This is a genomic window from Gordonia sp. IITR100 (assembly GCF_002009645.1).
Classification (GTDB): Bacteria; Actinomycetota; Actinomycetes; order Mycobacteriales; family Mycobacteriaceae; genus Gordonia; species Gordonia hongkongensis.
This window is the reverse complement of record NZ_MVKV01000004.1, coordinates 288928-313901: the sequence shown is the minus strand read 5'-3', so window position 1 is coordinate 313901 and position 24974 is coordinate 288928. Positions and strand designations below refer to the sequence as shown.

Sequence of the window (24974 nt, the reverse complement as noted above, 5' to 3'; positions counted from 1 at the left end):
TTGTCGTCTAACGCCATGCTCATAGATTGTCCTCTCACTGATGAGCACCGGACTTACACAGACCATCTGACACCCCCGGTCGGCGGCAGAAGACTGGCTTTCCTTCCACTCCCAGACGGCGTAGAGCACCTCGGTGGTGTACCCCAGGTCCATCCGACCCCCACCGATCGGCACCGTCGCGTCGATACCTATGGCAGGGTTTGGTTGCCACCCAGTCGGTGTCGACGTCGGTGGCGCCACCTCGATCTCCGTCCCGTCTGGCCGATGAAAGCTGAACCGCTGCAACCCGTGCGCGGTGATCGCGAACTCGCCCCGATGCAACGACCGATGACACGACCCACACAACAAGATCAGATTGTCCGGATCGGTCCGCCCACCCGCCGACCAGAACACCACATGATGGGCATGCAGATGACGCGTCCGCCCACACCCCGGCACCTGACAACACCGATCCCGCACGAACAACGACCGCACCAACGCCTTGTTCGGCGCACGCTTCCGACGCCCCACCCCCAACAACGCCAGCTTCCCCGGCTGACCGGGAACCCGGCGGCTCACCACCTCCCGAGTCGACGCCCCGCACCGGGCTTCGTCCACCTCAGCCTCCGACAACGCCGGACCGTCATCGAGATGAGCATGCTCCACCCCGTCACCGGCATGGATCAGGATCTCCGCACCCGGAGCAAGATCGGGTATCGCCATCCCGTCATGCACCATGTCGGCCATCGCCACCACCGCCGGCGCCACATTCGACGGCACCTGCCGCCACAGATCGCGACGCCGCGACGGAACCACCTCCGAATCCTCTGCTTCTGAAGCCGATTCAGTGTTCCGCGGAACACTCCCAGCGGTAGGCAGATCCGGATCATCGCAGGTCCGGGTGCGTTCATACTCCGCCCGCACCGACCCCGCCAGGAACCGCGCACCATCCAACGGACTCAACGTCAGCGACACCGACAACGACCCGTCATCGTTCCACTTCCACCGGCCCGTCGACTCCACCGGCGGCCGGCTTTCGTCTTCGACGCCACGGTTGCGGTCGATCTGGCCCATCGCCCGTACCGCCCGATCCAACTGACTCGCCGTCGATGACAACGCCAGATTCACCAACTCCGCCTCACGCTCCGGCGTGGCCACCCGTGTCAGGGCGCGGACCTTGGAATACGTCAGCCGACCTTCGCGAAACGCCGTGCGGATCACCGGCAATTCTCGGATCGCCTTGGCGACCCTCAACTGCTCATGCGCCGTTCGCGGTGCGATGCCGGCCTTCCACGACAACCAGTGCGCCAGCGAATGAATCCCCGGCCCCCGCCACGACTCCCGCTCATCCAGTTCTGCCACCAGTTCAAGGAAGTCCGCTGTCAGCGCCGTGATCTGAGCGGCGTAACCCAGCACCCGACCCTCGAGCACCTCATCAGACAACGACGCCGGATCCGCACCGTCGAACATCGACGACACATCTCCACCGCAACGAAAAGCACCGACCCCCACCGCAACCCCCAGAATCGAGCGATAAGAACAAGAACAAGATATCGCCCGGCACCGACAGTCTTTCGGGGCTCAACCCGAGGTCGAGAGTGTTCCGCGGAGCACTCCGGGGTTACTCCATCAACCCCGCCGCGGCTGTCGCACCCCAGCTCCCACCCGGCCCCCGTCTCGGACCACGAATGTCACCGACCGGCGACAAGTCGGACGAGCGGGTACTCACGCGACGACTTCTTTTGATACTTCGCGTATCGCGGCTGCGCCTCGACCACCGTGTTCCACGCGATCTGCCGCTCAGCAGCGTCGAGGACCACCGGCGTCACCGGCACCGGAGCCTCCCCATGCCGCTCGACCGACACGCCATCGGGATGGGCGGTCAAGTTGGCGAACCAGTCCGGATTGCGCTTGCCGCCACCCGAGGCGACGACCAGCCAGTCGTCACCGTCGGGGAACCAGCTCAGCGGTGTCTCGCGCACGAGACCCGAGCGTCGACCGGTCGTGCGCAGGATGAGCATCTCCATCCCCCACATCGATCCGGACTTCTTGCGGATGCGAGCGACGGTGCGCTCGTTGGTCCTTCGCTGGTACCAGAGCGACAGTGACCGAAGTGACAGGGACATAACTTCCTCCGTTGCGGTCGGGCGATGTGCCGACAGTACGGCGTCGACGGGACCAACGGCTTCTCGATTCCTGACCGGTCCTCATCTCGACGAGAGTCACCGGATGAGTCCGGCAGCTACTCCTTCCAGGATCTGCTCCAGGATCGACGCCGAGGTGGCGAAGTTGATGCGAATGTGGTCCGCACTCGATCCCCCGAATCCCCGACCACCGTCCACGAGGACACGGCCTCGGCGCCGGATCGCATCGACGGGGTCGTCGAGCCCGAATGCCGAGACGTCCACCCAGCTCAGGTACGTGGCCTCGGGAAGGTGATGGACAACTTCGGGCAGCGTCGCCCCGAGGAAGTCGTGCACCCGCCTGCGGTTACGATCCAGCACCCGGATCAGCTCGCCGTGCCAATCCGATGCCTTCTGCCATGCCGCAACATGACCGATCACGCCGAGCACCGAAACCGTGCCGTAGAGGTCCGGCGGCTCGGCGTCCCGTCGTCGTAGGAGGTCCCGGGAGCCGTAGTGAACCACTGCGCAACGCAATCCGGCCAGATTGAAGGCCTTCCCCGCAGACGTGATCGTCACGGTTCGTGCCGCCGCGGACTCATTGATCGAGCCGAACGGAATGTGGCGGTGCGGGCGGTAGACCAATTCGGCGTGGATCTCGTCACTGATCACCAGGAGGTCGAACTGGTCGGCCAGTTCGGCGATCCGATTGAGTTCTGCACGGGTGTGCACCCGACCGGTGGGGTTGTGAGGATTGACGAGAACCAGAACCTTCGGCCGATGGAGCCGGAGCAACTGCTCGAACTCGTCGAAGTCGAGGCACCATCCCGACGATGTCCGCCGGAAGGGCACCTCGACACTCCGCAGTCGCATCGTCTCGAGGGTCGCGAGGAACGGCGGGTAGTTCGGTGTCTGGATCGCCACCGCGTCGCCGGGCGCGGTGCTCAACCGCAAGAGCAGTTGCAGCGCTTGGATGAGATCGGTCTGTTCCCGGACGTGTGCGGGGTTCACGTTCCATCCGTACTTGTCGAGCATGCGCCGCGCGAAAGCACTGCGGAGGGGTGTGCCGCTCAACCAATCGGGATACCCCAGGTCCCCCCGTGCGACGAACTCGACCAGCTCGTCGTTGATCTCCGGCGCGAGCGGGAAGTCCATATCGGCCACCCACGCCGGTATCACCCCGTCGGTGCGCACCCGCGCCCATTTGGCACCAGATCGCTGCGAGAGTCGGGTGAGCTCCAGATCGTCGAAACCCGTTCGCCCCGCCCATGTTCGATTATCCGGGGACACGATGCTCATCGCCGATCACCGGCCAGCGCGAGAAGCGCGTCCCGGGACAGCTCGATCTGCCCGTGGTGCTGGGCGAGTTCTTCCAGTACGTGCAGAAGGACCCCACACGGCGACAGCTCTCGGGCGGGTCCCTCATAGGCGCTCGGCGGGCTGTTCAGCAGCGGCGCGGTCGGATCGAAGCCCGCGAGGTCGTCGACCAGTCGGGACTGCAGTGCGGTCACCCGGCCACGTAGGTCGGCGACCGACCCCCTGGCCGTGAACTCCGCCGCGCGGTTACGCCGACTCGGCCGGTCGGCGATGAGATGCCCGATCCAATAGTCGACCACCTCGGTGCAGTGATATGCGATCGCCCACGGCGGGTTGGCCCCGGCAAGGGGCGGCGCCTCGTTGGCGTGCTCGTCACCGAGTAGCTCGAGTGCATCGAGCATTCCGTCGAAGGCACGGCGCACGAAGTACAGATACTCGTCGATGTTCATGTGATGTGGTCACGTCCTCTGCGTTGTGGTTCTGACTAGTCGATCTGCTCGAGTACGGCATTCTTGGTCTCGGGGAGCATGGTCAGGACGACGCCCGCGCCGATAGCGAAAAGCACCGCACTGGTCGTGAATACGAGTCCGGTTCCGCCGAAGCCGAGCAGTGCCGGGACGGCGAGCGGACCGAACACGGAGCCGAGGCGACCCATCGCCGTGGCTGATCCGACGCCGGTGCCTCGGCTGTTGGTGGCGAACAGCTCCGGCGTGTAGGCGAAAATGGAGGAGAACATGCCGAAGAAGAAGAACTGCAGGAAGGAGCCGGCAACGATGAGCTCGACGGTGCCCGAGCTCTGGCCGTAGAAGAAGGCGGCGATTCCGGAACCTACGGTGTATCCCGCCAGGCAGTATCGACGCCCGAGACGCTCGATGAGATAGGCGGCCGACAAGAACCCGGGAATCCCCCAGAGCCCCATGGCCAGAACGAATCCGATGCTCTTCGCGACATCCAGACCGCTGTCGGTGAGGAGCTTACCGATCCAGGTGGTCAACCCGTAGTAACCGGTCATCAGGCAGAACCACACCGCCCACACGGTCAAAGTGCGTGCTCTGTTGCGGACGTCGAGAAGCGCTCGCCACCCGCCGTGCCGGGGCCGACGTCCGGAATCGGCGTGTAGTCGGGAAGTGGTTCGGCGGTGGCCTCCCGCACCCGCTGCTCGAAGGCGCTGAGCGTTCGTTCGGCGTCCGCCTCATGGCCCCTGGCGATCTGCCACCGCGGTGACTCAGGCAAGTTCCTGCGGACGATCAACGCGATCACGGCGAGCCCGGCCTGCATGAGAAAGAAGCCCCGCCAGCCGAATTGCGAGGCGACCAGGAGATAGGAGAGCGCGCCGGCAGAGATGAATCCGAGCGGCCACGCTCCCTCCAGCAGGGCCGCATACCGGCCACGTTTCGACGACGGCATGAATTCGGCGAGAATTGCTGCAGCGACCGGGAATTCAGCCCCCATACCGATTCCCAGCACGAACCGGAAGGCCAGCATCGATTCGTACGACCAAGCGAACGAGAGGCCGACGCTGGCGAGCCCCCAGATCACGATGCTGTACTTGAAGACACGCAGGCGACCGAACCGGTCGGCCAGCGCTCCTGCACCGATGGCACCGAAGAACATCCCGGCGAAACTCGCACTCCCCAGTACGCCGGTCTGCGCCGGGCTGAGATCGAAGTGGTCGCTGATGGGTGAGAGCAAGAAGGTCATCGCCCCCAGGTCGATGGAATCAAAGAACCACGCAGTTGCGATGACCAGGAACAGGTTTCGCTGCACGGGCGACCAGGGCAGTCGCTCCAGGCGACCGGCGACTTCGGCTGGGGTGAGGGTCGTGGGCGCGGTCGTCGAGGCCGCGAGTGGTGGTTTCGTCAATGGAGTTCGATCTCTCTCGACAGAAGGAGACGGCGCAGCGGCGCACCGTAGATGACTTCCCGGGACTCCGTCACCGGCTTAACCGGTTACGGATTGCACCGAGTGTGTACCTTCGATTCGTCACCTGTCAAGGGGGTTACTCAAATTCGGATACGCGGCACTACCAGGTATTTCCGTCGTTTCAGAGCCGTCATGACGCCGTAACACGGCTGCGCGGCCACCCGCGCCCGACGACCGTCCGGGCGCAGGATCGTGCGGACCCGGCACCGGCGATGATCGACCGAGTAACGGGAGAACTTCCTCGCGGAGAGGATTCAGGTGGAGAGTTCCTTGTGGCGGCGTCGATAATCCGCCGCCTTCTTGCGATTGCCGCATTCAGCCATGCCACACCACCGCCGTGAGCCGCCGCGCGACACGTCCACGAACAACCGGGTGCAGTCAGGGTTCGAGCACTCGCGCATCTTGGCGAGGTCGGCGGACGCGAGCAACTCGATGGCGTCCCGCGCGAGCAGACTCAATCCATTACGAGTCGTCCCTGTCACTTTCGCCATTCCGTCGATGTCCAGCGTGACAGTGGGCAGAGGCGTGGCGGCAGCAGAATTGAGCACGGCAGCGGACTCGGGATCGAAGTTCCTCCTGCCGACGGACGTGTCGTCGCCGGAGCCGAGGCAACCGACCACCACGTCGTAGATCGCCTCACGAACCCGTCGGGCGTACTCGATGTCCACGGTGTCCGGATCGTCCACCAGGTCGAAGAGTCCCGCTTCGGAGAACCACCGGGACAGGTCACCGGAGTCGCCGAGGAGTTCGGTACGTATGGTTCGACGCCACAGCATCGTACCCGCGAAATCGAGGCTCGACCGCCCGCTGACGAACACAAAACCCGACACATAACCATCTTGACAGGTGACGGTGCTCGATTCAACGTATCGAGGTGTTTCCCCGCCGAGAAACAGCCGAGGCCCCGGCAACCAGAACGGTTGCCGGGGCCTCGGTTGGTCACGAAAACGCTAGAGCGCCTTGAGTTCCTCGATGACGCTGTCGACGCTCTTCTTGGCGTCGCCGAAGAGCATGCTGGTGCCGTCGGCGAAGAACAGCGGGTTCTCGATACCGGCGTAACCCGAACTCATCGACCGCTTGAGCACGATGGTCGATCGCGCCTCGTCGACGTTGAGGATCGGCATGCCGTGGATCGGGCTACTCGGATCATTGCGCGCCGCGGGGTTGGTGACGTCGTTGGCGCCGATGACGATGGCGACGTCGGTCCGGCTGAACTCGCCGTTGATGTCGTCCATCTCCTTCATCGAGTCGTACTCGACGTCGGCCTCGGCCAGCAGCACGTTCATGTGCCCGGGCATGCGACCGGCGACCGGGTGGATCGCGTACTTGACCTCGACACCCTTGGCCTCCAACAGCTTCGCCATCTCCTTGACCGCATGCTGGGCCTGCGCCACGGCCAGACCGTAACCGGGGACGACGATGACCTGGTTGGCATATGCCATCTGGATCGCGGCGTCGGCAGCCGAGGTCGCCTTGACGGTGCCGCCGGCCGCACCCGGACCGCCCGCGGCAGCAGCATCGCCACCACCGAACGAACCGAACACGATCGCGGGGATCGACCGGTTCATCGCCTTGGCCATGAGGTTGGTCAGGATCGAACCCGACGCGCCGACGATCATCCCGGCCACGATCAGCGCCGTGTTGTCCAGCGCGATACCCGCGGCCGCAGCCGACAGACCGGTCATCGCATTGAGCAGCGAGATGACGACCGGCATGTCCGCACCACCGATGGGGAACACCACGAACAGACCCATCACGCCCGCGGCGACCAGGACTCCGACCATCCACCAGACGCTCGCGCCACCACCGTTGGAGGCGTTGACACCGAGATAGATCGCCAGCCCCAGCGCCACGATCAGCAGCACGATGTTGGCGGCCTGGAACAGCTTCGCGTTGGAGACGAAGGTCTTCTCCAGCCCCTTGGGCATGATCTCCTGCAGCTTCGCGAACGCCACCAGCGAACCCCAGAACGAGACCGACCCGATGATTGCGGCGATCAGCGAACCGATCACCAGCGGCGACGCCGGTTCGACGTTGTGGAACGACGAGAACCCGGAGGTCTCGATGAACTCGGCCCACGCGATGAGCGCGACGGTGCCGCCGCCGACGCCGTTGAACAGCGCCACCAGCTGCGGCATGGCCGTCATCTTGGTCTTGAGTGCGGGCGGAATTCCCAGCGCCACACCGAGAATCAGACCGACGGCGATGAGCACCCAGTTGATCGTCGGTACGCCCTCGGTCGAGTGCCCGTCGGAGCCGACAGCTCCTTCGTTCCACACGTAAAGCAACGTTGCGGCGACGGCCAGACCCATACCGACCGCGGCGATCCAGTTGCCACGCACCGCGGTCTTCGGTCCGGTCAGACCCATCAGACCGTAGATGAACAGGGAGAACGAGACGATGTAGAGCGCGGTCACCAGGTAGCCGACGCCCTCACTCGGGGTATGCGCACCCGCCGCGAGTACCAGCTGTGACACAGAAGTCTCTGGGGAGCCGTTCACTTGGCCACCTCTTTCTTACCCTTGAACATGCCCAGCATCCGGTCGGTGACCGCGAAGCCACCGATGACGTTGAGCGTGCCGAACACCAGCGCGACGAACGCGATGATGCGCACACCCCACCCGGCGTCGGCGGGCAACTTGCCCAGCACGACCAGTGCACCGAGCACGACGATGCCGTGAATGGCGTTGGTGCCCGACATCAACGGAGTGTGCAGGGTGTTGGGGACCTTGGAGATGACGGCGAAACCGACGAACCCGGCGAGCACCAGGATCGCGAGATTCGCGAGAAGACCGGCATACATCAGGCAGACACCTCCTGCTCGGTACGGGTGACACACGCAGCCGCGACGACCTCGTCGTCGAAATCCGGTGTGATGGAGCCGTTGTCGTCGAGCATCAGCTCGATCAGCGCCAGCAGGTTCTTCGAGTACAGCTCGCTGGCGTGCTCCGGCATCGTGGCCGGCAGGTTCAGCGGAGCGGCGATGGTGACGTCGTGTTTCACGACGGTCTGACCCGGCTCGGTCAGCTCGCAATTACCGCCGGTCTCACCGGCGAGGTCGACGACGACACTGCCCGGCTTCATACCCTCGACCGCGGCCGCGGTCACCAGACGCGGAGCCGGACGACCCGGCACCAGCGCAGTGGTGATCACCACGTCGAAACCCTTGATCGCGTCTTCGAGAGCCTGCTGCTGCTGCGCGCGCTCGTCGTCGGTGAGCTCACGGGCGTACCCGCCCTCACCGGCGGCGTCGATGCCCAGATCGAGCCACTGCGCGCCGACCGAACGGACCTGCTCGGCGACCTCGGGACGCACGTCGTAACCGGTGGTCCGCGCACCCAGACGCTTGGCCGTGGCCAAGGCCTGCAGCCCGGCCACACCGACACCCAGGACCAGCACCGTCGCCGGCTTCACCGTGCCGGCCGCCGTGGTCAGCATCGGGAAGAACCGCGTCGACACATCCGCGGCCACCACGACCGACTTGTAACCTGCGACATTCGCCTGCGAACTCAGCGCGTCCATCACCTGGGCGCGCGAGATACGCGGAATGGCTTCCACCGCGTACGCCTCCACGCCTGCTTCCCGCAACGTGGCGATCTGATTGTCGGCGTTGCGCGGCGCGAGAAAGCCGATCAGCTTCTGCCCGCTCCGCAGCTTCGCGATCTCCGCATCCGACGGCGGCGACACCCTCAGGACCACATCGGACCCATATGGATCGCCGATCGTCGCACCGGCCTCGGTGTACGCCTCGTCGGGGATCAGGGCGCCGAGACCGGCCCCCGACTCCACCACGACGGGCACACCCTTGCCCACCAGCGCGGCGACGACCTTCGGGACCAGCGCCACCCGGCGCTCTCCCTCGGCCGTCTCGCGCACGACACCCACTGTCATCTATCTCACCTGTCTGGTCCGGCGCCATCGAGCAGCGCCGCGGTTCGGCGCCAGGACTCGGCGCGTCTTGTCAACGAGGTGACCCGCTTCCAGATCGTGCAGCTCCGCCATGTGTGGGCGCAGCGGACGACCTGACGCAGGTCACGAGGTGCTCGGATGGGACAGGATGGCTGTCACCCGGCTCACATAAAGGTGCGATGAACATAACATGCGCTCTCAGCGACAGCTCAGGTGAGTCAGATACCTCACTCAACCCTTGACGCTGCGGTTTTCGCTATTTCTGGACAGGTGTCTGTACAGATGTCGTCCCGCTGGCCTGCCGAGTCTTTCCGGGCTTGGGCTCCGCGTCGCCCTAGACGATGGTGTAGGTGCGGTCGTCGAGTCCGCTCGCGCCGTCGGGTGCCGGTGCCTGATAGCGCTCGATCTGCGGCTTGCCCTGCTTGTCGATCGCCCGGCACTCGAGGGTGTGGTTGCCCTTGGTCGCCTGCCAGGCGAACCGCCACTGCCGCCACGTGTCGATGCTGTACTCCGTCGTCAGCTCCGCGGGTTGCCATGGCCCCTGGTCGACGCGCACCTCGACGCGCTCGACGCCCGTGTGCTGGGCCCATGCGGTGCCGGCCACGACGACCTCCCCGGCCGGATGCTCGGTGCCATCGGCCGGACGGTCGAAGCGCGACGCCATCTTGATCGGGCCGAGCGCCGACCACCCGCGTGTCGTCCAGTAGGCCTTGGCCTCGGAGAACCGCGTGATCTCCCAGTCGATGACCCATTTGGTCGCCGAGACGTACCCGTACAGCCCCGGCACCACCTGCCGGACCGGGTATCCGTGCTCGAGGGGAAGCGGCGAGCCGTTCATCCCGACGGCGAGAAGCGCGTCTCGCCCATCGGTCACCGCCGAAATCGGTGTGCCGCAGGTCCATCCGTCCACACTCGTGGACAGCAACATGTCCGACCCGGGCCTGACCCCGGCAAGATCGAGGACCTCGCGCATCGGCACCCCCAGCCACTTGGCGTTGCCGACGAGGTCGCCACCGACCTCGTTCGACACGCAGGCGAGCGTCACGATCCGCTCGGTCATCGGCATGGCGAGCAGGTCGTCCCAGGACAGGGTCACCTCGCGGTCGACGTCCCCGTGAATCCGCAGTCGCCACTCGTCGGTCGTGAGCGTCGGAACCTGCAACGCGGTGTCGATGCGGTAGAAGTCGGCGTTGCTGGTCATGAAAGGGGTTGCACCCGAGAGCTCGAGCTGCGCACCGGCCGGGATCGGCGGCGCCTGGCTCGCCGCACGCGGCAACAGCACTCGGGCGCGGTCGGCGACGACGCCCGCAGTGTCGGCGAGCACTCGCCGGGCCACGACACCGACGACGACCGCGGCGGCCGCGATACCGCCGGCGGTGAGCACGAAGCGGCGCGAGAAACCCGACCGCACAGCCGATGTGGGCTCGTCGCCCGCGGCGTCGGGATCCGCCTCGGGGGACTCCGCCCCCTTGGGACGTAGCTGCGCGATGAGGACGCGCAGCACAACGATCCCGACGACGCCGGCGATGATCGACGGCAGTGCGTGCGTCCAACCGGCATCGGGACGGTTGAGTGCGGCCAGCATCCCGACCAACCCGAAGGCTCCGATGATCACCGAGCCGAGCGGAGGTCGTCGTCGTTCGAGGTATCCGCACGCCGCCGCGAGCACCGCGATGATGATGCCCATCCCGATGAACAAGGCGAGCTTGTCGGCAACGCCGAACGTCTCGATGGCCCACTTGCGTACGGCCTCGGGCGAATGGTCGACGACCGACGAGCCGACTGCGAAGTACGGGGAGGCGTCGGGCGAGATCGGGACGGCGGCCAGTTCGCCCGCGGCGAGGGCCGCGCCGACGGCGACCACGCCGGCCAGCGCGGGAGCCGGCGAGGATGCGTGACGCGTGGTGATCGAGGCCATATCCCTTGGTACCGGAGAACCCTGTGAATATGCCGTGCGCCGGATGGTCCGAGACCGTGCGGTGACCACCGACGGCACCCCGTCGACGAATCGTTATCAAGACTAGAACAGGTTCTAGTTTGTCCGCTAATCTGAGCGGTATGGCTACCAGCACCGAGATCCCCGAGACCGTCGCACTTGATTCGGTGAGTGAGTTCTCCGACGAGGTCGACGTCGTCGTGATCGGATTCGGCATCGCCGGCGGATGCGCCGCCGCCGAGGCCGCTGCCAACGGCGCGCGTGTGCTGTTGCTCGAGCGCGCCGCCGCGCCCGGCGGCACCACCTCGCTCTCCGGTGGATTCTTCTACCTCGGCGGCGGGACCGCAGTACAGCAGGCCACGGGCCAGGACGACTCCGTCGAAGAGATGGAGAAGTACCTCACCGCCGTGTCGATCGAACCCGAGGCCGACAAGATCCACGCCTACTGCGTCGACAGCGTCGACCACTTCAACTGGCTCGAAGGACTCGGCTTCACCTTCGAGCGCAGCTTCTATCCGGAGAAGGCCGTGATCCAGCCCGGTACCGAGGGACTGATGTTCACCGGCAACGAGAAGGTCTGGCCGTTCAAGAACCAGGCCGTCCCCGCGCCACGCGGGCACAAGGTCCCGGTACCCGGGGAGACCGGGGGCGCGAAGCTGGTCATCGATCTGCTCGTCACCCGTCTCAACGAGCTGGGTGCCGAGGTCCGGTATGAGACCGGCGCCCGCCAGTTGGTCGTCGACGAGCAGGGTGCGGTCGTCGGCGTGACGTGGAAGACGCCCGACGCCGAGGGCGTCATCCGCGCGGACTCGGTGATCATCGCCGCCGGCGGTTTCGTGATGAACCCCGACATGGTCGCCGAACACACCCCGCATCTCGCCGAGAAGCCGTTCGTGCTCGGCAACACCTACGACGACGGCCTCGGCCTGCGCATGGGCCGATCGGTCGGCGCCGCACTGAAATACATGGACAAGGCGTTCATCACCGCGCCGATCTACCCGCCCGCAAGCATGGTCATGGGCGTCATCGTGAACAAATTCGGCGAGCGGTTCGTCACCGAGGACTCCTACCATGCGCGGACATCGGGATTCGTTCTCGAGCAACCTGATTCGGTGGCTTACCTCATCGTCAACGAGTCGCACATGAACGAGAAGCAGAACTACCTGGTCCCGTTGATCGACGGCTGGGAGACCATCGAGGAGATGGAGCGGGACCTCGGCATCCCCGAGGGCAAGCTGCAGGCGACCATGGCCCGCTACAACGAGAACGCAGCGAAGAAGGAAGACCCCGACTTCCACAAGGCACCCGAGTTCCTCGAGCCCCAGGACACCGGACCGTGGGCGGCATACGACCTGTCGCTCGGCAAGGCCATGTACGCCGGGTTCACCATGGGCGGTATGGCGACGTCGTTGGACGGCGAGGTGCTCGACGAGTCGGGCACCGTCATCCGCGGGCTCTACGCCGCCGGGGCCAGTGCCACCAACATCGCGCAGGACTGCAAGGGATACTGCAGCGGAACGCAATTGGGCGAGGGCTCCTACTTCGGCCGGCGCGCCGGGCGGCACGCGGCCGCACGGGTCGCCACCAGCGCCTGACGGTCGGGCACCCGATCGAAAACCGCCCGCCGGCGAACCATAGACGACGAGGAGTCGTCGGCGTAGCCGGCGAGGGCGGTTTCCTATCAGCGCCGCGGCGTGAACCCGCGGAGTCGCAGGCTGTTGCCGACGACGAACACCGACGAGAGCGCCATGGCCGCGCCGGCGATCATGGGATTCAGCATCCCGGCGGCGGCGAGAGGAATGGCCGCGACGTTGTACCCGAAGGCCCAGAACAGGTTTCCCTTGATGGTGCCGAGGGTTCGACGCGCCAGAGCAATGGCATCGGCCACCGCGCGCAGGTCACCGCTCACGATCGTCAGATCGCTGGCGGCCATCGCGACGTCGGTGCCGGTACCCATCGCGAGGCCGAGATCCGCCTGCGCAAGCGCCGCGGCGTCGTTGATCCCGTCCCCGACCATCGCCACCACGTGGCCCTGCTCCTGCAGTTCGGCGATCACCTCGAGCTTCCGCTTCGGACTGACCCCGGCGGTGACGTCGTCGATTCCGACACTCGAGGCCACGGCCCGGGCGGCGCCCTCATTGTCGCCGGTGAGCAACATCGGAATCAGACCCAGTCGCCGGAACTCGGCGATCGCCGCGGCCGACGAGGGTTTGACCTGGTCCGCCACCACGAGAACCGCGACGGGAACAGGTTGTCGGGCAGGCTCTTCGGAGGAATCCTCGGCGATCAGGACGACGACCGCGGTTGCGCCGTCGGATTCCGCGACGACCACCGCATCGTCGAGCGGCGGTGGCAGGGGCGCGTCGATCGTGTTCGGCGACACCACTGTCACGAACCGGTCGCCGACGATCCCGGCGACACCGGCGCCCTGCGTGGACACGAAATCACGGACGCGGGAGTCGATGTGGTCGCGTCCCGCGTCGACGATGGCCGCCGCGATCGGGTGTTCCGATCCCGACTCCACCGATGCCGCCCAGCCCAGGACCTGTTCGCGCGCATAGCCGTCGGCCACGGTGATCCCGGACAGCGACATCTCACCCGTCGTCACGGTGCCGGTCTTGTCCAGCACGATCGTGTCGACGCGTCGCGTCGATTCCAACACCTCCGGGCCCTTCAGCAGGATGCCCAGCTGTGCCCCTCGCCCGGTACCGACCATCAGGGCCGTCGGAGTGGCGAGTCCGAGCGCGCACGGGCACGCGATGATGAGGACCGCGACGGCGGCGGTGAACGCGAAGGTCACATCGCCACCGGCGAAGTCGGTCGTGGACGCCACGCCAAGCCAGAAGCCCAGGGTCGCAAGCGAGATCGCGATCACGATCGGGACGAACACCGACGAGATCCGGTCGGCCAGTCGCTGGACGTCGGCCTTGCCCTCTTGCGCCGCCGTCACCATGCGGGCCATCTGGGCGAGCGCGGTGTCGGAACCGACAGCGGTCGCACGCACGACGAGCAGACCGCTGGTGTTGACGGTCGCGCCGACCACCGAGTCGCCGGAGGTGACCTCGACCGGCACCGACTCACCGGAGACCATCGACGCGTCGACCGCCGACGCACCGTCGACGACGACTCCGTCGGTGGCGATCTTCTCACCGGGCCGGACCACGAACTCGTCGCCGACCGCCAGCTGCGCGATGGGGATTCGGGACTCGGCGCCGTCGGACCTTCGGACGACGACGTCCTTGGCCCCGAGGTCCATCAGCGCGGCGAGTGCGTCACCGGCCCGCCGCTTGGCGCGCTTCTCGAAATAGCGGCCGGCCAGCAGGAAGGTCGTGACTCCGGCCGCGGCCTCGAGGTAGATGTGCGACGATCCGTCGGTCCGCTGGGGCAGCAGGTCGAATCCGTGGGTGAGCCCGGGCGTGCCCGCGGTGCCGAGGAACAGCGCGTACAGCGACCATCCGAACGCCGCGAGGGTGCCGACGGACACGAGGGTGTCCATCGTCGTGGCGCCGTGGCGCAGGTTGATCCACGCTGCGCGGTGGAACGGGTAGGCCCCCCACACGACGACCGGCGCGGCGAGCGTCAGGGACAACCACTGCCAGTACGTGAACTGCAGCGCCGGGATCATCGCAAGCGCGATCACCGGCACCGAGAGAATCGCGGAGACGATCAGGCGCTGCCGCAGACCGTCCAATTCGGGATCGCCGGACCCCGCATCTGGGTTCTCCGGAGCGTCCGCCGACGAATCGGTCAGGATCGGCGACGCGTCGTAGCCGGCCGCGCGGACCACCTCGACGAGGTCGCCGGCCGACAGACCCGCAGGTACCTCGACGTGGGCACGTTCGGTCGCGTAGTTCACCGACGCGGTCACACCGTCGATCTTGTTGAGCTTGCGCTCGATACGGTTGGCGCAGGACGCGCAGGTCATGCCGGAGATGTCGAGGTCGACCAGTTGTCCGGTGCTCGCGGTCATGGGTGACCACCTTCATGCGGGTCGGATGTCGGTTCGCCGGTGACGACGCCGTGTGACGGTGCGTCGTGAGTCACCGGCTCCACGTCGGGGCCCCACGCACGCCCGACGCCGAACGCGATCACGAAGACCGCGATCAGCGCGACGACGTAGGCCAGGGGCCCGGTGACAACGGATCTCATGGTCAGACCAGCGCGTAGCCGGCTTCGGTGACGGCGGCCGCGACCTCGTCTCGACCGAGTTCACGGTCGGCCGCGACCCGCACCGAGCCGTCGTCGACGGTGACCTCGACACTGGTCACGCCCGGCAGCGCCTCGATCTCCTCGCGAACGGACGCGGCACAGTGGCCGCAGGTCATGCCGGTGACGGTGTAGGTGCTGGTGGTGCTCATGCGGATACTCCTCGGATCGTCGAAGTCAACGGGGTTGGATCAGGAAGGACGGTCAGGACTTGACCAGGCGGGTGATCGCGGCCATGGCCTCGTCGACCTTGGCCTTGCCGGCCTCGTCGCTCTCCTGCGCGGCATGCACGACGCAGTGGGCCATGTGCTCTTCGAGGAGGCCGAGGCTGACCGCTTGCAGCGCCTTGGTCATCGCAGACACCTGCGTCAGGATGTCGATGCAGTAGGTGTCTTCCTCCACCATCCGCTGCAGACCGCGCGCCTGACCTTCGATGCGCTTCAGGCGGCGCAGATAGTCATCCTTCCGGCCGATGTAGCCGTGCTGGTGCTCGTCCATGATCTCTCCCGTCCGAATACCCCTCAAGGGTATGCCCGACCAGGTATACCACCGCCGAACCCGAAACGGTACCCCCCTACCGTATGCGCCGGCGGAAAAGGAAACGTGCGCGCGTCACCCTCCGCCCCCTGAGGAGCGAGCTTGCGAGCGTCACCCTCCGCCCCCTGAGGAGCGAGCTTGCGAGCGTCACGAAGGGTCCTGGCGAGACGGGGGCAGACCCTTCGTGACGCGCCCTCCGCAAGCTCCGGGCGCTCCTCAGGGAGCGGTGGGTTGGCCGCGCCTCCGCAAGCTCCGGGCGCTCCTCAGAAAGCGGTGTTGTGAGAACCAGCGGTTTCGTGGTTTTTCGGATGCCCCTACGAGCGGAGTGCTGCAGCCAGTTTGGCCAGGGCGGCGGCGACCTCGTCGAGCGCGTCCCCGATGGCGGCAACACGCGCCGCGTCGAATCCCGGAGCGGTGGGGTCGGGCACGGGCACGGCCGGGACGTTCCGCGGCGCGATGCCCGTCGTCTCCGAATTCGGGACACGGACGGACGGGCCGGCCTGGCCGCTGCCTGCCTGTCCGTCGAACGATCTGCCGGGGTCCGGCGCCGGCGAGTAGGCGACGTCGTAGCCGTCGGTCCGGTGGCGTCGGCCGTGGTAGTCCTCGGCGGCCAGCGGCTCGGCATTGGTCGACCGGCGTCCGCCGCGGTACTCACCCGGTTCGGGCTCGGCCGCCGGCGGTTGCGTCGGCAGGGCAGCCGGGTGCGAGTCGGGCAGGCGGTGCGAACCCATCCGTGACGAACCCATCTGTGACGAACCCATCTGCGGCGGCGGCTGACGCAGCGGGTCGACGGCGTGATCAGGCGCGACGGTCTGCGGGTTGGAAGCGCTCGCGCCGGTCATCACCGACGGTGCGTGGCCGTTGCTGCGCGCATAGAAGTGTGGGCCGCCGTGCCCGGCGAAGAACACGCATCCGGCGCCCTCTGGGGACGGGACCGGGCACGGATTGCGTTCGATGAGCGACTGCGCGCGGTCGTCGAAGTCGTTCCATTCGAGCCACAGCCGGCGGTCGTGCCGTGGGTGAGTACTCGCGTCGGTGGCGTGATTGCCCCGATGGCCGATCGCCAGACGGCATTGCAGCAACCAATCGGAGTCACCCGACAGCCCCAGCGCCGCGCGTTCGGTCGGCCGGCACACCACCGTCGACCAACAGCCTTCGCCGTTCATACGGACTCCCCTTCATGCCTTGCATCGCCGCGAGATCTTCGCGCGACCACACCCGTGTGGCGCGCACGGTCGTCTTCTCGTACCCGTCGGCTTCCTGCCGCCCGGTGGCAAGCCCCCCGGCATGCGCTTCTGCGGTGGCCCTCCCCCGGTGGCCACGGTGCGGTGAAGATCCCGCGGGTCAGTGTACGAAGCGGGCCGGTCCGGTGCCACCCTCTTGGCCCCGCGCGTCCGAACCGAGGAACGCGAGGATCCTCGCGTTCACCTCGTCCGGCTGGTCGAGGTGCAGGAAATGGCCCGCCCCGGCGACGACCGCGGCCGCACTGCCCGCCGGCAACACCTCGCGGACCGCGTCCGCAAGACGCGACTGCATGCACCCGTCGTCTGCACCATGCAAATACAGTGTGGGAGAACGTGATTCGCCCAGCCAGTCGTTCCGCAACGCGGCGTACCGAGGATGGGTCCGCGGCCGGCGAAGTGCGCGGTAGTACCCGAGCGCGGCTGTCCGATGGGCACGTGTGGGCAGCGCCGCGAGCGCGTGGTCGACGTCCAGTCGGTGGTCGGGCCGGACAGGGGTCGCCGCCGAATCCAGCCGCCAGCGGCGCCACAGGAGCGGGATGAGGCGGTCGAGAGTCCGTTCGGGCAACCACGGCAGCTGATTGAACGCGATGTACCAGCTCATCACCGCCTGACGCGCGAGCGTCTTGACGCCGTCGACCCCACTTCCGATCGAGCGCCGGACCGCCGGAACCGGCGGGACCGACATCGAGACCACCCGCGCGTACGGATTGTCGTCGCGGTGCGCCACCGCGTTCGCCGTCATCGCGCCCCAGTCGTGCCCGATCAGGACGGCGTCGGCGCCGGCTCCGACCGCGCGATGAACCGCCAGCGCATCGTAGACCAGCGCCGCAACGTGAAAGTCGTTGTCCTCCGGTATCTCCGACGGTGCGTAACCGCGTGTGAACGGGGCGACCACGCGGTACCCGGCGCCGGCGAGTTCGGGCCCGAGATGCCGCCACGTCCATGCCGAGTCGGGAAATCCGTGCAGGCACACGGCCACCGGACCGGCCGCGGGACCCCACGCGAGCGCATGCAGGGTGATGTGTCCGAGCTCGAGGGTGATTCGTTCCGGGTCCCCGAGAACAGGGGCGCGGGAATCCGGGCCGTCGCGATCGGGGGCGCCCTGGGGCCCCGAACCGTCTGCGGAGATCTGGGTCATCGGGGTCAATCTATCTCCCACGGCACCCCGGAGGCGTCGACTTGACCGGCCCGCTCAGCCGGGTAGGCCCACGGGACGGGCCTCCCGCAATTCGCCGTCGACGATCCGGAACACCCGCGACTCCGCCACATCGGCGGTCAACGGGTAATCCGTGCGGACATGCGCTCCGCGGGATTCGGTGCGCGCGGCAGCGGCGGCGACGACCGCGGACGCGGTGAGCGTGAGTGCCGCGTCCTCGATGTCGCGTACCGAGTCGGCCGTCCGACGCGGCGCGGCGGCGAGCGTCGCGGCGACTTCGGCGAGACCGGCAGCCGACCGTCGTAGCGCGACATGACGCGTCATCATGTTCTGGAGCTGTTCGCGGTCCAGGACGGGGACCGGCTGCTCGGCCTTCAGTTCGGCGCATTCGGGGACCGGGATCTCGCGACGCGCGACTGCCACGGCGGCCGCGCGACGGCCCATCACCAGGCCTTCCAGCAGGCTGTTCGATGCCAGCCGATTGGCGCCGTGCAGCCCGGTGCGCGCGACTTCGCCGGCCGCGAGCAACCCATCGACCGCGGTGCGGGACGACTCGTCGGTCACGACCCCGCCGCACAGATAGTGCGCGCCGGGGACGACCGGGATCCGTCCGGACGCGGGGTCGAGGCCGGCCGCGCGGACACCGGCGGTCACCGTCGGGAAGCGGGCCTCGAAGTCGCCGACGTCGGCGATGTCGAGATACACGCACGGGTGCCCGGTGAGCTCGATCGCGGTCTGCACCGCGTCGGCCACCACGTCGCGGGGAGCGAGATCGCCCATCGGGTGGACGCCCGCGGTGACCGACCGGCCGTCGACGTCGATGAGCCGTCCGCCCTCGCCGCGCACCGCCTCGCTGATGAGGGTCCGCCGACCCCGCGCGCCCGCGGTGTAGAGCATCGTCGGGTGGAACTGGATGAACTCGAGATCGGACACCTGCGCCCCGGCGCGCAGTGCCAGCGCGATGCCGTCGCAGGTGGCGCCCGCCGGATTCGTGGTGGCGGCGTAGAGGTGCCCCGCCCCGCCGGTCGCGAGGAGCACGGTCGGGGCGAGGACCGACGTGGGACGGCCGTCGCGCAGGCACGCGACACCGACTGCCCGGCCGTCGTCGAGGTGGATCGCGGTGGCGATCGTGTCGTCGAGGAACCGGATCGGCGGCACGTCTCCGCCGGCGGTCTGCCGGACGGCCTCGTGCAGCGCGCGCTGGATCGCGGCCCCGGTCGCGTCGCCGCCGGCGTGGATGATGCGCCGGCGGGTGTGGCCGCCCTCACGGGTGCGCAGGAGCAGACCGTCGGTGTCCCGGTCGAATTCGGCACCCCAGCCGATGAGGGCCGACACCGAGTCCCAGCCGTCGGCGAGGATGAGGCCCGACGCCGCGGCATCGGTGAGACCGCCGCCGGCGGCGACCGTGTCGGCGAGGTGGCGGTCCACGGAATCGGCGTTGTCCGAGCTTCCCGTCTCCGCGCCGGGCATCACGACCGCGACACCACCCTGCGCGTAGAACGTGGACGTGGGTTGCTCCGCGTTCGCGACGTCCCAGCCCGGCCCCTTGTTGAGCACGACGACCCGGAGCCCCTCGTGGGCGGCCCAGAGCGCCGCCGTCAGTCCGGCGATTCCGGCACCCGCCACCACGAGGTCGGCGCGGACCGTCTCCTCGGTCCCGGTCAGTCCGCGAGTCAACCCGCTCATGTCAACCGCCTCTCGCCGCGGCTCGGGGGGGTGCCGCCGGCCCTCCGGGCAACACCCCGGATGTGTTTTCGATTCCCAGTCGAAAACCCTACCCTGCGAGTGCGCCACCCGAAATGTCGGCGGCCCGCCGGCTCCGATGTTTGATCGTCTCCGGCCCCGATGTTTGAGCGCCTCCGGCAAGGGCAAACCCGGTCAGCATGAAAACCCTCTGGTTCGACCCCGCAGGTGAGGCAGCCCCCGAGTACCTGCCCGATGTCCGCCCGGAGACGATGCCCATCGACGTCGTCGACAGATTCGACCAGGTCATCGTCGGAGGTGGCATGACCGGTCTGACGACCGGCCTGCTGCTGGCGCGCGCGGGCCAGTCGGTCGCGGTCCTCGAAGCCCGGCACATGGGCGCCGCGGCGACCGGCCACACCACCGGCAAGCTCTCGCTGCTCCAGGGCACTCGACTGTCGTCGATCGCGAGCCGCCACGGCCACTCGGCCGTACAGGACTACGTCGACGCCAACCGCGAGGGACAGGCCTGGTTGCGTCACTATCTCGAACACCGCGGCCTGCAGGTCGACGAACGTGCGGCCCTCACCTTCGCCGCCACCGCGTCCGGCGCGAAGTCGGTGGAGAAGGAGTTCGAAGCCTGCCGCGCGCATGACCTGCCCGTCGAACACGTCGACTGCCCCGAGCTGCCCTTCGACGTCCGCACTGCCATTCGCCTCGACGGTCAGGCCCAGATCGACCCGATGGTCGTGCTCCGTGCCCTGACCGACGACCTGCGCGCACACGGCGGCCACTTCTACGAGGGCGTCCGTGTGCAGGGCCTCCGCCACGGCTCACCGAACGTCCTCTCGACCGACGCCGGTGACGTCCGTGCCGACTCGGTGGTCATCGCCACCGGACAGCCCTTCCTCGACCGCGGCGGCTACTTCGCCCGGGTCCATCCCCAGCGGTCCTACGCCGCGGCGTTCACCGTCGACGGGGACATCCCCGGCGAGATGTACCTCGGCTCCGACAACCCGTCGGTCTCTCTGCGGACGGTCTCCCGGCCGGGCTACGACCGCGAACTGCTCATGGTCGGTGGCTTCGGACACGAGGTGGGCCGGACGAAGTCCGAGCGACAGCATGTCCTCGACCTGATCAGCTGGAGCCAGAAGCACTTCCCCTCGGCACAGATGGTCGCGCGGTGGTCGGCCCAGGACTACACGACGATCGACGAATTGCCTTATGTCGGACCGATTCTGCCGGGCGTCGACTCGGTGCAGGTGGCGACCGGCTTCGCGAAGTGGGGTCTGACCAACGGCGTCGCCGCGGCGCTCGCGATGACGGGACGCATCCTCGGTTCCGAACCACAGTGGTCGACGACCCTGCGCCCGTGGCGCACGACCGAGATCAGCCGCCCCGGCTCGCTGGCCTCGGCGGTGTCGGCCAACGCGCAGGTCGCGGGATACATGGCCGCCGGTTACCTGTCGCTGCTGAAGCCGACCGACGGCGCACCCGAGGAAGGCGATGGCAGCGTCGGGCGTTCCGGCGTGAAGCCCGAGGGCGTGTGCACCGTGCAGGGTCAGACGCGGTCCGTCGCGCCGCTGTGCACGCACCTCTACGGCGTGCTGCGATGGAACGATGCCGAACAGTCCTGGGACTGCCCGCTGCACGGTTCGCGATTCAGCCACACCGGCGAGGTCCTCGAAGGTCCGGCCACCCGGAACCTGGCCTCGCACAACGACTGAGCGGGACACAGCGGACCGTCGTCGGGCCCGACGACGGTTCGCCTTGTCAGGTCCGGACGACGGCCGGCGCCGAACCGGCAAGCGCGGCCTCGCCCAGCATGCGTCGGAACACCGGACCGGTCAGCGTCGCGATCGGGCGCTGCACCGCTCCGGCCAGGACGCGGACACCGACGTCGAGTGCTCGCGCGTCGAGGCCGACCGGAATGCGGTCCCGGCCGCTCAGGACCCCGTGCAGGATCGCCGCTGCCGCGGCATCCGGCCGCGTACCGGGCAGGCGACGGTTGAACCCCCGCGTCACGAAGTCCCGCACCCCGGGCGTCACGTACAACGCGCGGGCGGCGATCTCGGTGTGCACGACGCCGGGATGAACACTGTGCACCCGGACGTCGGACCCTTGGGCACGAAGCTGTAGCTGGATGGTCTCGGAGTAGCCGCGCGCGGCGAACTTCGAGGCGGAGTACGCGGACTGCGTGGGGCAACCGAGGAATCCGAAGGCGCTGGAGGTGTTCACGATCGACCCGCCGCCGGCCGCCTGCAGATGCGGGAGGAAGGCCACGGTGCCGTTCACGACGCCGCCGAGGTTCACGGCCATGATCCGCCGCGCGTGATCGTCGTCCTCCTCGAGAACGCCCGCCACCATCGTGATCCCGGCATTGTTGAACACCATGGCCGGCGGGCCGGACCGACCGATGACGGCGTCGGCATATGCGGTCATCGCATCGGCGTCGGACACATCGACCTCGTCGAGATGCACCCGGGCACCGTCGTCGCACAACCGCACCGTTTCCTGCGCGGCCGGAAGGTCGACATCGCTCAGGAACACCTCGACACCCGCACGATCGAATCGCCGCGCGAGTGCCCGGCCCATCCCCGCCCCGGCACCGGTGATCACCACCGGCCGCCCGGCGCAGCGACCGGACTTCAGACCAGTTCGTCACCCGTGCGGACTACCCGCTTGCCCCGGCGCTACACATCGCACAGAATCGCCGGGCACGGATGCGCCTCGTCCCGCGCGTTCACCTCCCGCGCGCATCGTCGGCGTTTACGGTCGGGGACCGCGGGTAACCCGCGCACCGGACAGCGTGGCGTACCGGCCCGGAGCACATCGGCCGGGTGAGATCGATACGGACGAGGGGAGTCGACCGTTGAGTGTGTCGGATGCAGTGGTCGTCGGGGCCGGCCACAACGGGCTCATCGCCGCGATCCGGCTCGCCGATGCGGGCTGGGATGTCACGCTCCTCGAAGCGCAGCCCGAGGTCGGCGGCGCAGTCCGGAGCGCCGAGATCACCCCCGGGTACGTCACCGACCTGTTCAGCGCCTTCTATCCGCTCGCGGTGGCGTCGCCGGTCTTCGCCGACCTCGACCTCGCCGATCACGGTCTGGAGTGGAGCCGCGCACCGCTGGCCTTCGGCCACCCCGCTGGGCCCGACGACGTCAACGCGCCGGTCGTCTTCCCCGATGCCGCCGACACCGCCGCGCACCTGGCCACCTTCGACGAGCGTGACCGGCGCGCCTGGCTCGACCTGGTCGAGCAGTGGCAGCAACTCCGGCCCGCGATCCTCGACACCCTGTTCGGTCCGTTCCCCCCGGTCCGCGCGCTGTTGTCGCTCCTCCGCTCGCTCGGCACGGCAGACGCCCTGCGCCTGGCCCGGTTCCTCATCCTGCCGGCCGATCAGATGGTGCGTGAACTGTTCCACAGCGAGAAATCCGGTCTGCTCATCATCGGCAACTCCCTGCACGCCGACATCCCGCTCCACGCACCCGGCAGCGGATTGATGGGGTACCTGCTGACCATGCTCGGCCAGGACACCGGGTATCCCGTACCCGTGGGCGGGGCGAGCGCACTGCCCGCGGCCCTTCGACGCCGCGCCGAGAGCGCCGGGGTGACCGTCGTCTGCGACACCCGCGTCACCCGGATTGACGTCCAGGGCGGGCGGGCCACCGGGGTGGTGGACAGCACCGGCCGCCGATGGCCGGCGAAGCGCGCCGTGCTCGCCGACGTGGCAGCGCCCACGCTCTACACCGAGCTGCTGTCGGCCGACGACGTGCCCGCGCGCGTCCTCGACGACCTGAGGGCCTTCGCCTGGGACACCCCGGTGGTCAAGGTGAACTACGCCCTGCGTGAGAAGATCCCTTGGCGCAGTAGCAATCTCAGCGGAGCCGGCACCATCCACCTCGGCGCCGACGCGCGCAACATCGCCTACGGGACCGCCGACATCGAAACCGGCCGTGTCCCGGAGCATCCGTTCCTGCTCTTCGGCCAGATGACCACCGCGGACCCGGGCCGGTCCCCCGCGGGCACCGAAAGCGCCTGGTCCTACAGCCATCTCCCGCGCGGAGTGACCGACGACGAGGCGGCCCAGCTGCTGGCCCGCAGGATGGACGCCGTCCTCGAAGCCCACGCGCCCGGTGTCTCCGACCTCATCGTGGGACGGCACGTCCAGACCCCACACGACCTGCAGGCCGCCGACGCCAATCTCGTCCATGGGACGGTCAACGGCGGTACGGCACAACTGTTCCAGCAGTTGATCTTCCGCCCGACGCCGAACATGGGCGGTGCGTCGACGCCGGTGGATCGCCTCTACCTGGCGGGGGCGGGAGCGCACCCCGGTGGCGGGGTCCACGGCGCCTGTGGCAACAATGCCGCGCGCGCCGCCCTCGCCTCGGACGGGTTCCGCGGATTCCCGCGAAGAGTATTCGACCGCAACATCATCCGACGACTGACCAAGACCGACAACCACCACTGAACGGAGCAGCGGAGCATGAACCGAGTCGAACGTCATACGAGTGCCACACCGGCGCAGGTCTGGTCGGTGCTGTCCAACGGCTGGCTGTACGCCTCGTGGGTCGTCGGGGCCTCCCGCATCCGCAACGTCGACCACACGTGGCCGCAACCCGGATCGAAGATCTATCACTCGGCGGGGGTGTGGCCGGCCCTGCTCAACGACGAGACGGAATCCGTCGAGTCGAAGGCCGGGCTTCTCGAATTGTCGGCCGCCGGGTGGCCTTTCGGTCGCGCACGGATCCGCATGAGGATCGAGAAGGACGGTGACGGTTCCCTCATCGGCATGGAGGAATTCGTGGAGACCCCGCCGCTGAGATGGATTCCGCCGACCATCCAGGAAACCGTCATGTCACCGCGCCTCAACGAATGCCTGAAACGGCTGGCGATGCTCGCCGAGAACCACGCGGGCTGAGAGGGTTGCAACCGGGTCGGTGCGGGTACGCCCTGTG

At 67.8% G+C, this 24974-nt stretch carries 23 protein-coding genes; 4 read left to right on the top strand and 19 right to left on the bottom strand.

Going from position 1 to position 24974, the window contains the following annotated elements:
• From B1818_RS09935 to B1818_RS09890, 11 genes are all read right to left on the bottom strand, one after another.
• Window positions 1–1449: HNH endonuclease signature motif containing protein (locus B1818_RS09935; protein ID WP_254859626.1), on the bottom strand; the 1449-nt coding region annotated here is incomplete at its 3' end.
• A gap of 221 nt (window positions 1450–1670) precedes the next feature.
• Window positions 1671–2105: a nitroreductase family deazaflavin-dependent oxidoreductase gene (locus B1818_RS09930; protein ID WP_058253811.1), complete on the bottom strand. Its 435-nt coding sequence runs from the start codon at window positions 2103–2105 to the stop codon at window positions 1671–1673.
• Between the two features lie 96 nt (window positions 2106–2201).
• On the bottom strand, window positions 2202–3401 hold the full coding sequence (locus B1818_RS09925) for a MalY/PatB family protein (RefSeq protein ID WP_058253810.1): 1200 nt from the start codon (window positions 3399–3401) through the stop codon (window positions 2202–2204).
• A complete protein-coding gene (locus B1818_RS09920) occupies window positions 3398–3868 on the bottom strand; it encodes a DinB family protein (protein WP_058253809.1) in 471 nt (156 codons plus the stop codon). Before B1818_RS09920 ends, B1818_RS09925 begins: the two co-directional genes overlap by 4 nt.
• Window positions 3869–3903: 35 nt before the next feature.
• Entirely contained in the window at window positions 3904–4455 is a 552-nt protein-coding gene (locus B1818_RS24415; RefSeq protein ID WP_254661964.1) for an MFS transporter, read from the bottom strand.
• A gap of 2 nt (window positions 4456–4457) precedes the next feature.
• Entirely contained in the window at window positions 4458–5282 is an 825-nt protein-coding gene (locus B1818_RS24410) for an MFS transporter (RefSeq protein WP_254661963.1), read from the bottom strand.
• 314 nt (window positions 5283–5596) lie between these two features.
• Complete coding sequence (locus tag B1818_RS09910; protein ID WP_058253808.1) at window positions 5597–6172, bottom strand: ABATE domain-containing protein; 576 nt, start codon at window positions 6170–6172, stop codon at window positions 5597–5599.
• 120 nt (window positions 6173–6292) lie between these two features.
• Window positions 6293–7819 (bottom strand): NAD(P)(+) transhydrogenase (Re/Si-specific) subunit beta, encoded by a 1527-nt coding sequence (locus B1818_RS09905; RefSeq protein WP_058253807.1) that lies wholly within the window; start codon window positions 7817–7819, stop codon window positions 6293–6295.
• 20 nt (window positions 7820–7839) lie between these two features.
• Window positions 7840–8145, bottom strand: coding sequence for an NAD(P) transhydrogenase subunit alpha (locus B1818_RS09900; RefSeq protein WP_058253806.1), 306 nt, complete (start codon window positions 8143–8145; stop codon window positions 7840–7842).
• Window positions 8145–9233 (bottom strand): Re/Si-specific NAD(P)(+) transhydrogenase subunit alpha, encoded by a 1089-nt coding sequence (locus B1818_RS09895; protein WP_058253805.1) that lies wholly within the window; start codon window positions 9231–9233, stop codon window positions 8145–8147. The genes B1818_RS09900 and B1818_RS09895 overlap by 1 nt, the downstream gene beginning before the upstream one ends.
• Before the next feature lie 352 nt (window positions 9234–9585).
• Window positions 9586–11169, bottom strand: a complete 1584-nt coding sequence (locus B1818_RS09890) for a molybdopterin-dependent oxidoreductase (RefSeq protein ID WP_078112610.1) — start codon at window positions 11167–11169, stop codon at window positions 9586–9588.
• Between the two features lie 140 nt (window positions 11170–11309).
• On the opposite strand from B1818_RS09890, the gene B1818_RS09885 reads away from it, so the two are divergent.
• The gene (locus tag B1818_RS09885) at window positions 11310–12782 is read left to right on the top strand and encodes an FAD-binding protein (RefSeq protein WP_058253803.1); all 1473 of its coding nucleotides are present in this window, start codon (window positions 11310–11312) and stop codon (window positions 12780–12782) included.
• Window positions 12783–12868: 86 nt separating this feature from the next.
• On the opposite strand, the gene B1818_RS09880 is transcribed toward B1818_RS09885, so the two are convergent.
• The 7 genes from B1818_RS09880 to nadB all read right to left on the bottom strand — a co-directional run bounded on the left by B1818_RS09880 (window position 12869) and on the right by nadB (window position 20016).
• Window positions 12869–15157: a cation-translocating P-type ATPase gene (locus B1818_RS09880; protein ID WP_058253802.1), complete on the bottom strand. Its 2289-nt coding sequence runs from the start codon at window positions 15155–15157 to the stop codon at window positions 12869–12871.
• Complete coding sequence (locus tag B1818_RS09875; protein WP_058253801.1) at window positions 15154–15336, bottom strand: hypothetical protein; 183 nt, start codon at window positions 15334–15336, stop codon at window positions 15154–15156. The genes B1818_RS09880 and B1818_RS09875 overlap by 4 nt, the downstream gene beginning before the upstream one ends.
• 2 nt (window positions 15337–15338) lie before the next feature.
• Window positions 15339–15545: a heavy-metal-associated domain-containing protein gene (locus B1818_RS09870; protein ID WP_010843166.1), complete on the bottom strand. Its 207-nt coding sequence runs from the start codon at window positions 15543–15545 to the stop codon at window positions 15339–15341.
• Window positions 15546–15597: 52 nt separating this feature from the next.
• On the bottom strand, window positions 15598–15891 hold the full coding sequence (locus B1818_RS09865; RefSeq protein ID WP_004020389.1) for a metal-sensitive transcriptional regulator: 294 nt from the start codon (window positions 15889–15891) through the stop codon (window positions 15598–15600).
• Window positions 15892–16244: 353 nt separating this feature from the next.
• Window positions 16245–17096 carry a hypothetical protein gene (locus tag B1818_RS09860; RefSeq protein WP_078112609.1) on the bottom strand — a complete coding sequence of 284 codons (852 nt, stop codon included), beginning with the start codon at window positions 17094–17096 and terminating at the stop codon, window positions 16245–16247.
• Between the two features lie 178 nt (window positions 17097–17274).
• Window positions 17275–18312, bottom strand: a complete 1038-nt coding sequence (locus B1818_RS09855) for an alpha/beta fold hydrolase (protein WP_078112608.1) — start codon at window positions 18310–18312, stop codon at window positions 17275–17277.
• Between the two features lie 54 nt (window positions 18313–18366).
• Entirely contained in the window at window positions 18367–20016 is a 1650-nt protein-coding gene (gene nadB, locus B1818_RS09850) for an L-aspartate oxidase (RefSeq protein ID WP_078112607.1), read from the bottom strand.
• A gap of 197 nt (window positions 20017–20213) precedes the next feature.
• Here nadB and B1818_RS09845 point away from each other — a divergent pair, with 197 nt between their 5' ends.
• On the top strand, window positions 20214–21740 hold the full coding sequence (locus B1818_RS09845; RefSeq protein ID WP_078112606.1) for an FAD-dependent oxidoreductase: 1527 nt from the start codon (window positions 20214–20216) through the stop codon (window positions 21738–21740).
• A gap of 46 nt (window positions 21741–21786) precedes the next feature.
• Here B1818_RS09845 and B1818_RS09840 read toward each other — a convergent pair whose 3' ends face one another.
• Window positions 21787–22635, bottom strand: coding sequence for an SDR family oxidoreductase (locus tag B1818_RS09840; protein WP_078112605.1), 849 nt, complete (start codon window positions 22633–22635; stop codon window positions 21787–21789).
• Between the two features lie 250 nt (window positions 22636–22885).
• Between B1818_RS09840 and B1818_RS09835 the strand changes: the two genes are divergently transcribed.
• Window positions 22886–24487, top strand: coding sequence for an NAD(P)/FAD-dependent oxidoreductase (locus B1818_RS09835; protein ID WP_078112604.1), 1602 nt, complete (start codon window positions 22886–22888; stop codon window positions 24485–24487).
• Window positions 24488–24502: 15 nt separating this feature from the next.
• Window positions 24503–24937 carry an SRPBCC family protein gene (locus B1818_RS09830; RefSeq protein WP_078112603.1) on the top strand — a complete coding sequence of 145 codons (435 nt, stop codon included), beginning with the start codon at window positions 24503–24505 and terminating at the stop codon, window positions 24935–24937.
• Window positions 24938–24974: the final 37 nt, after the last annotated feature.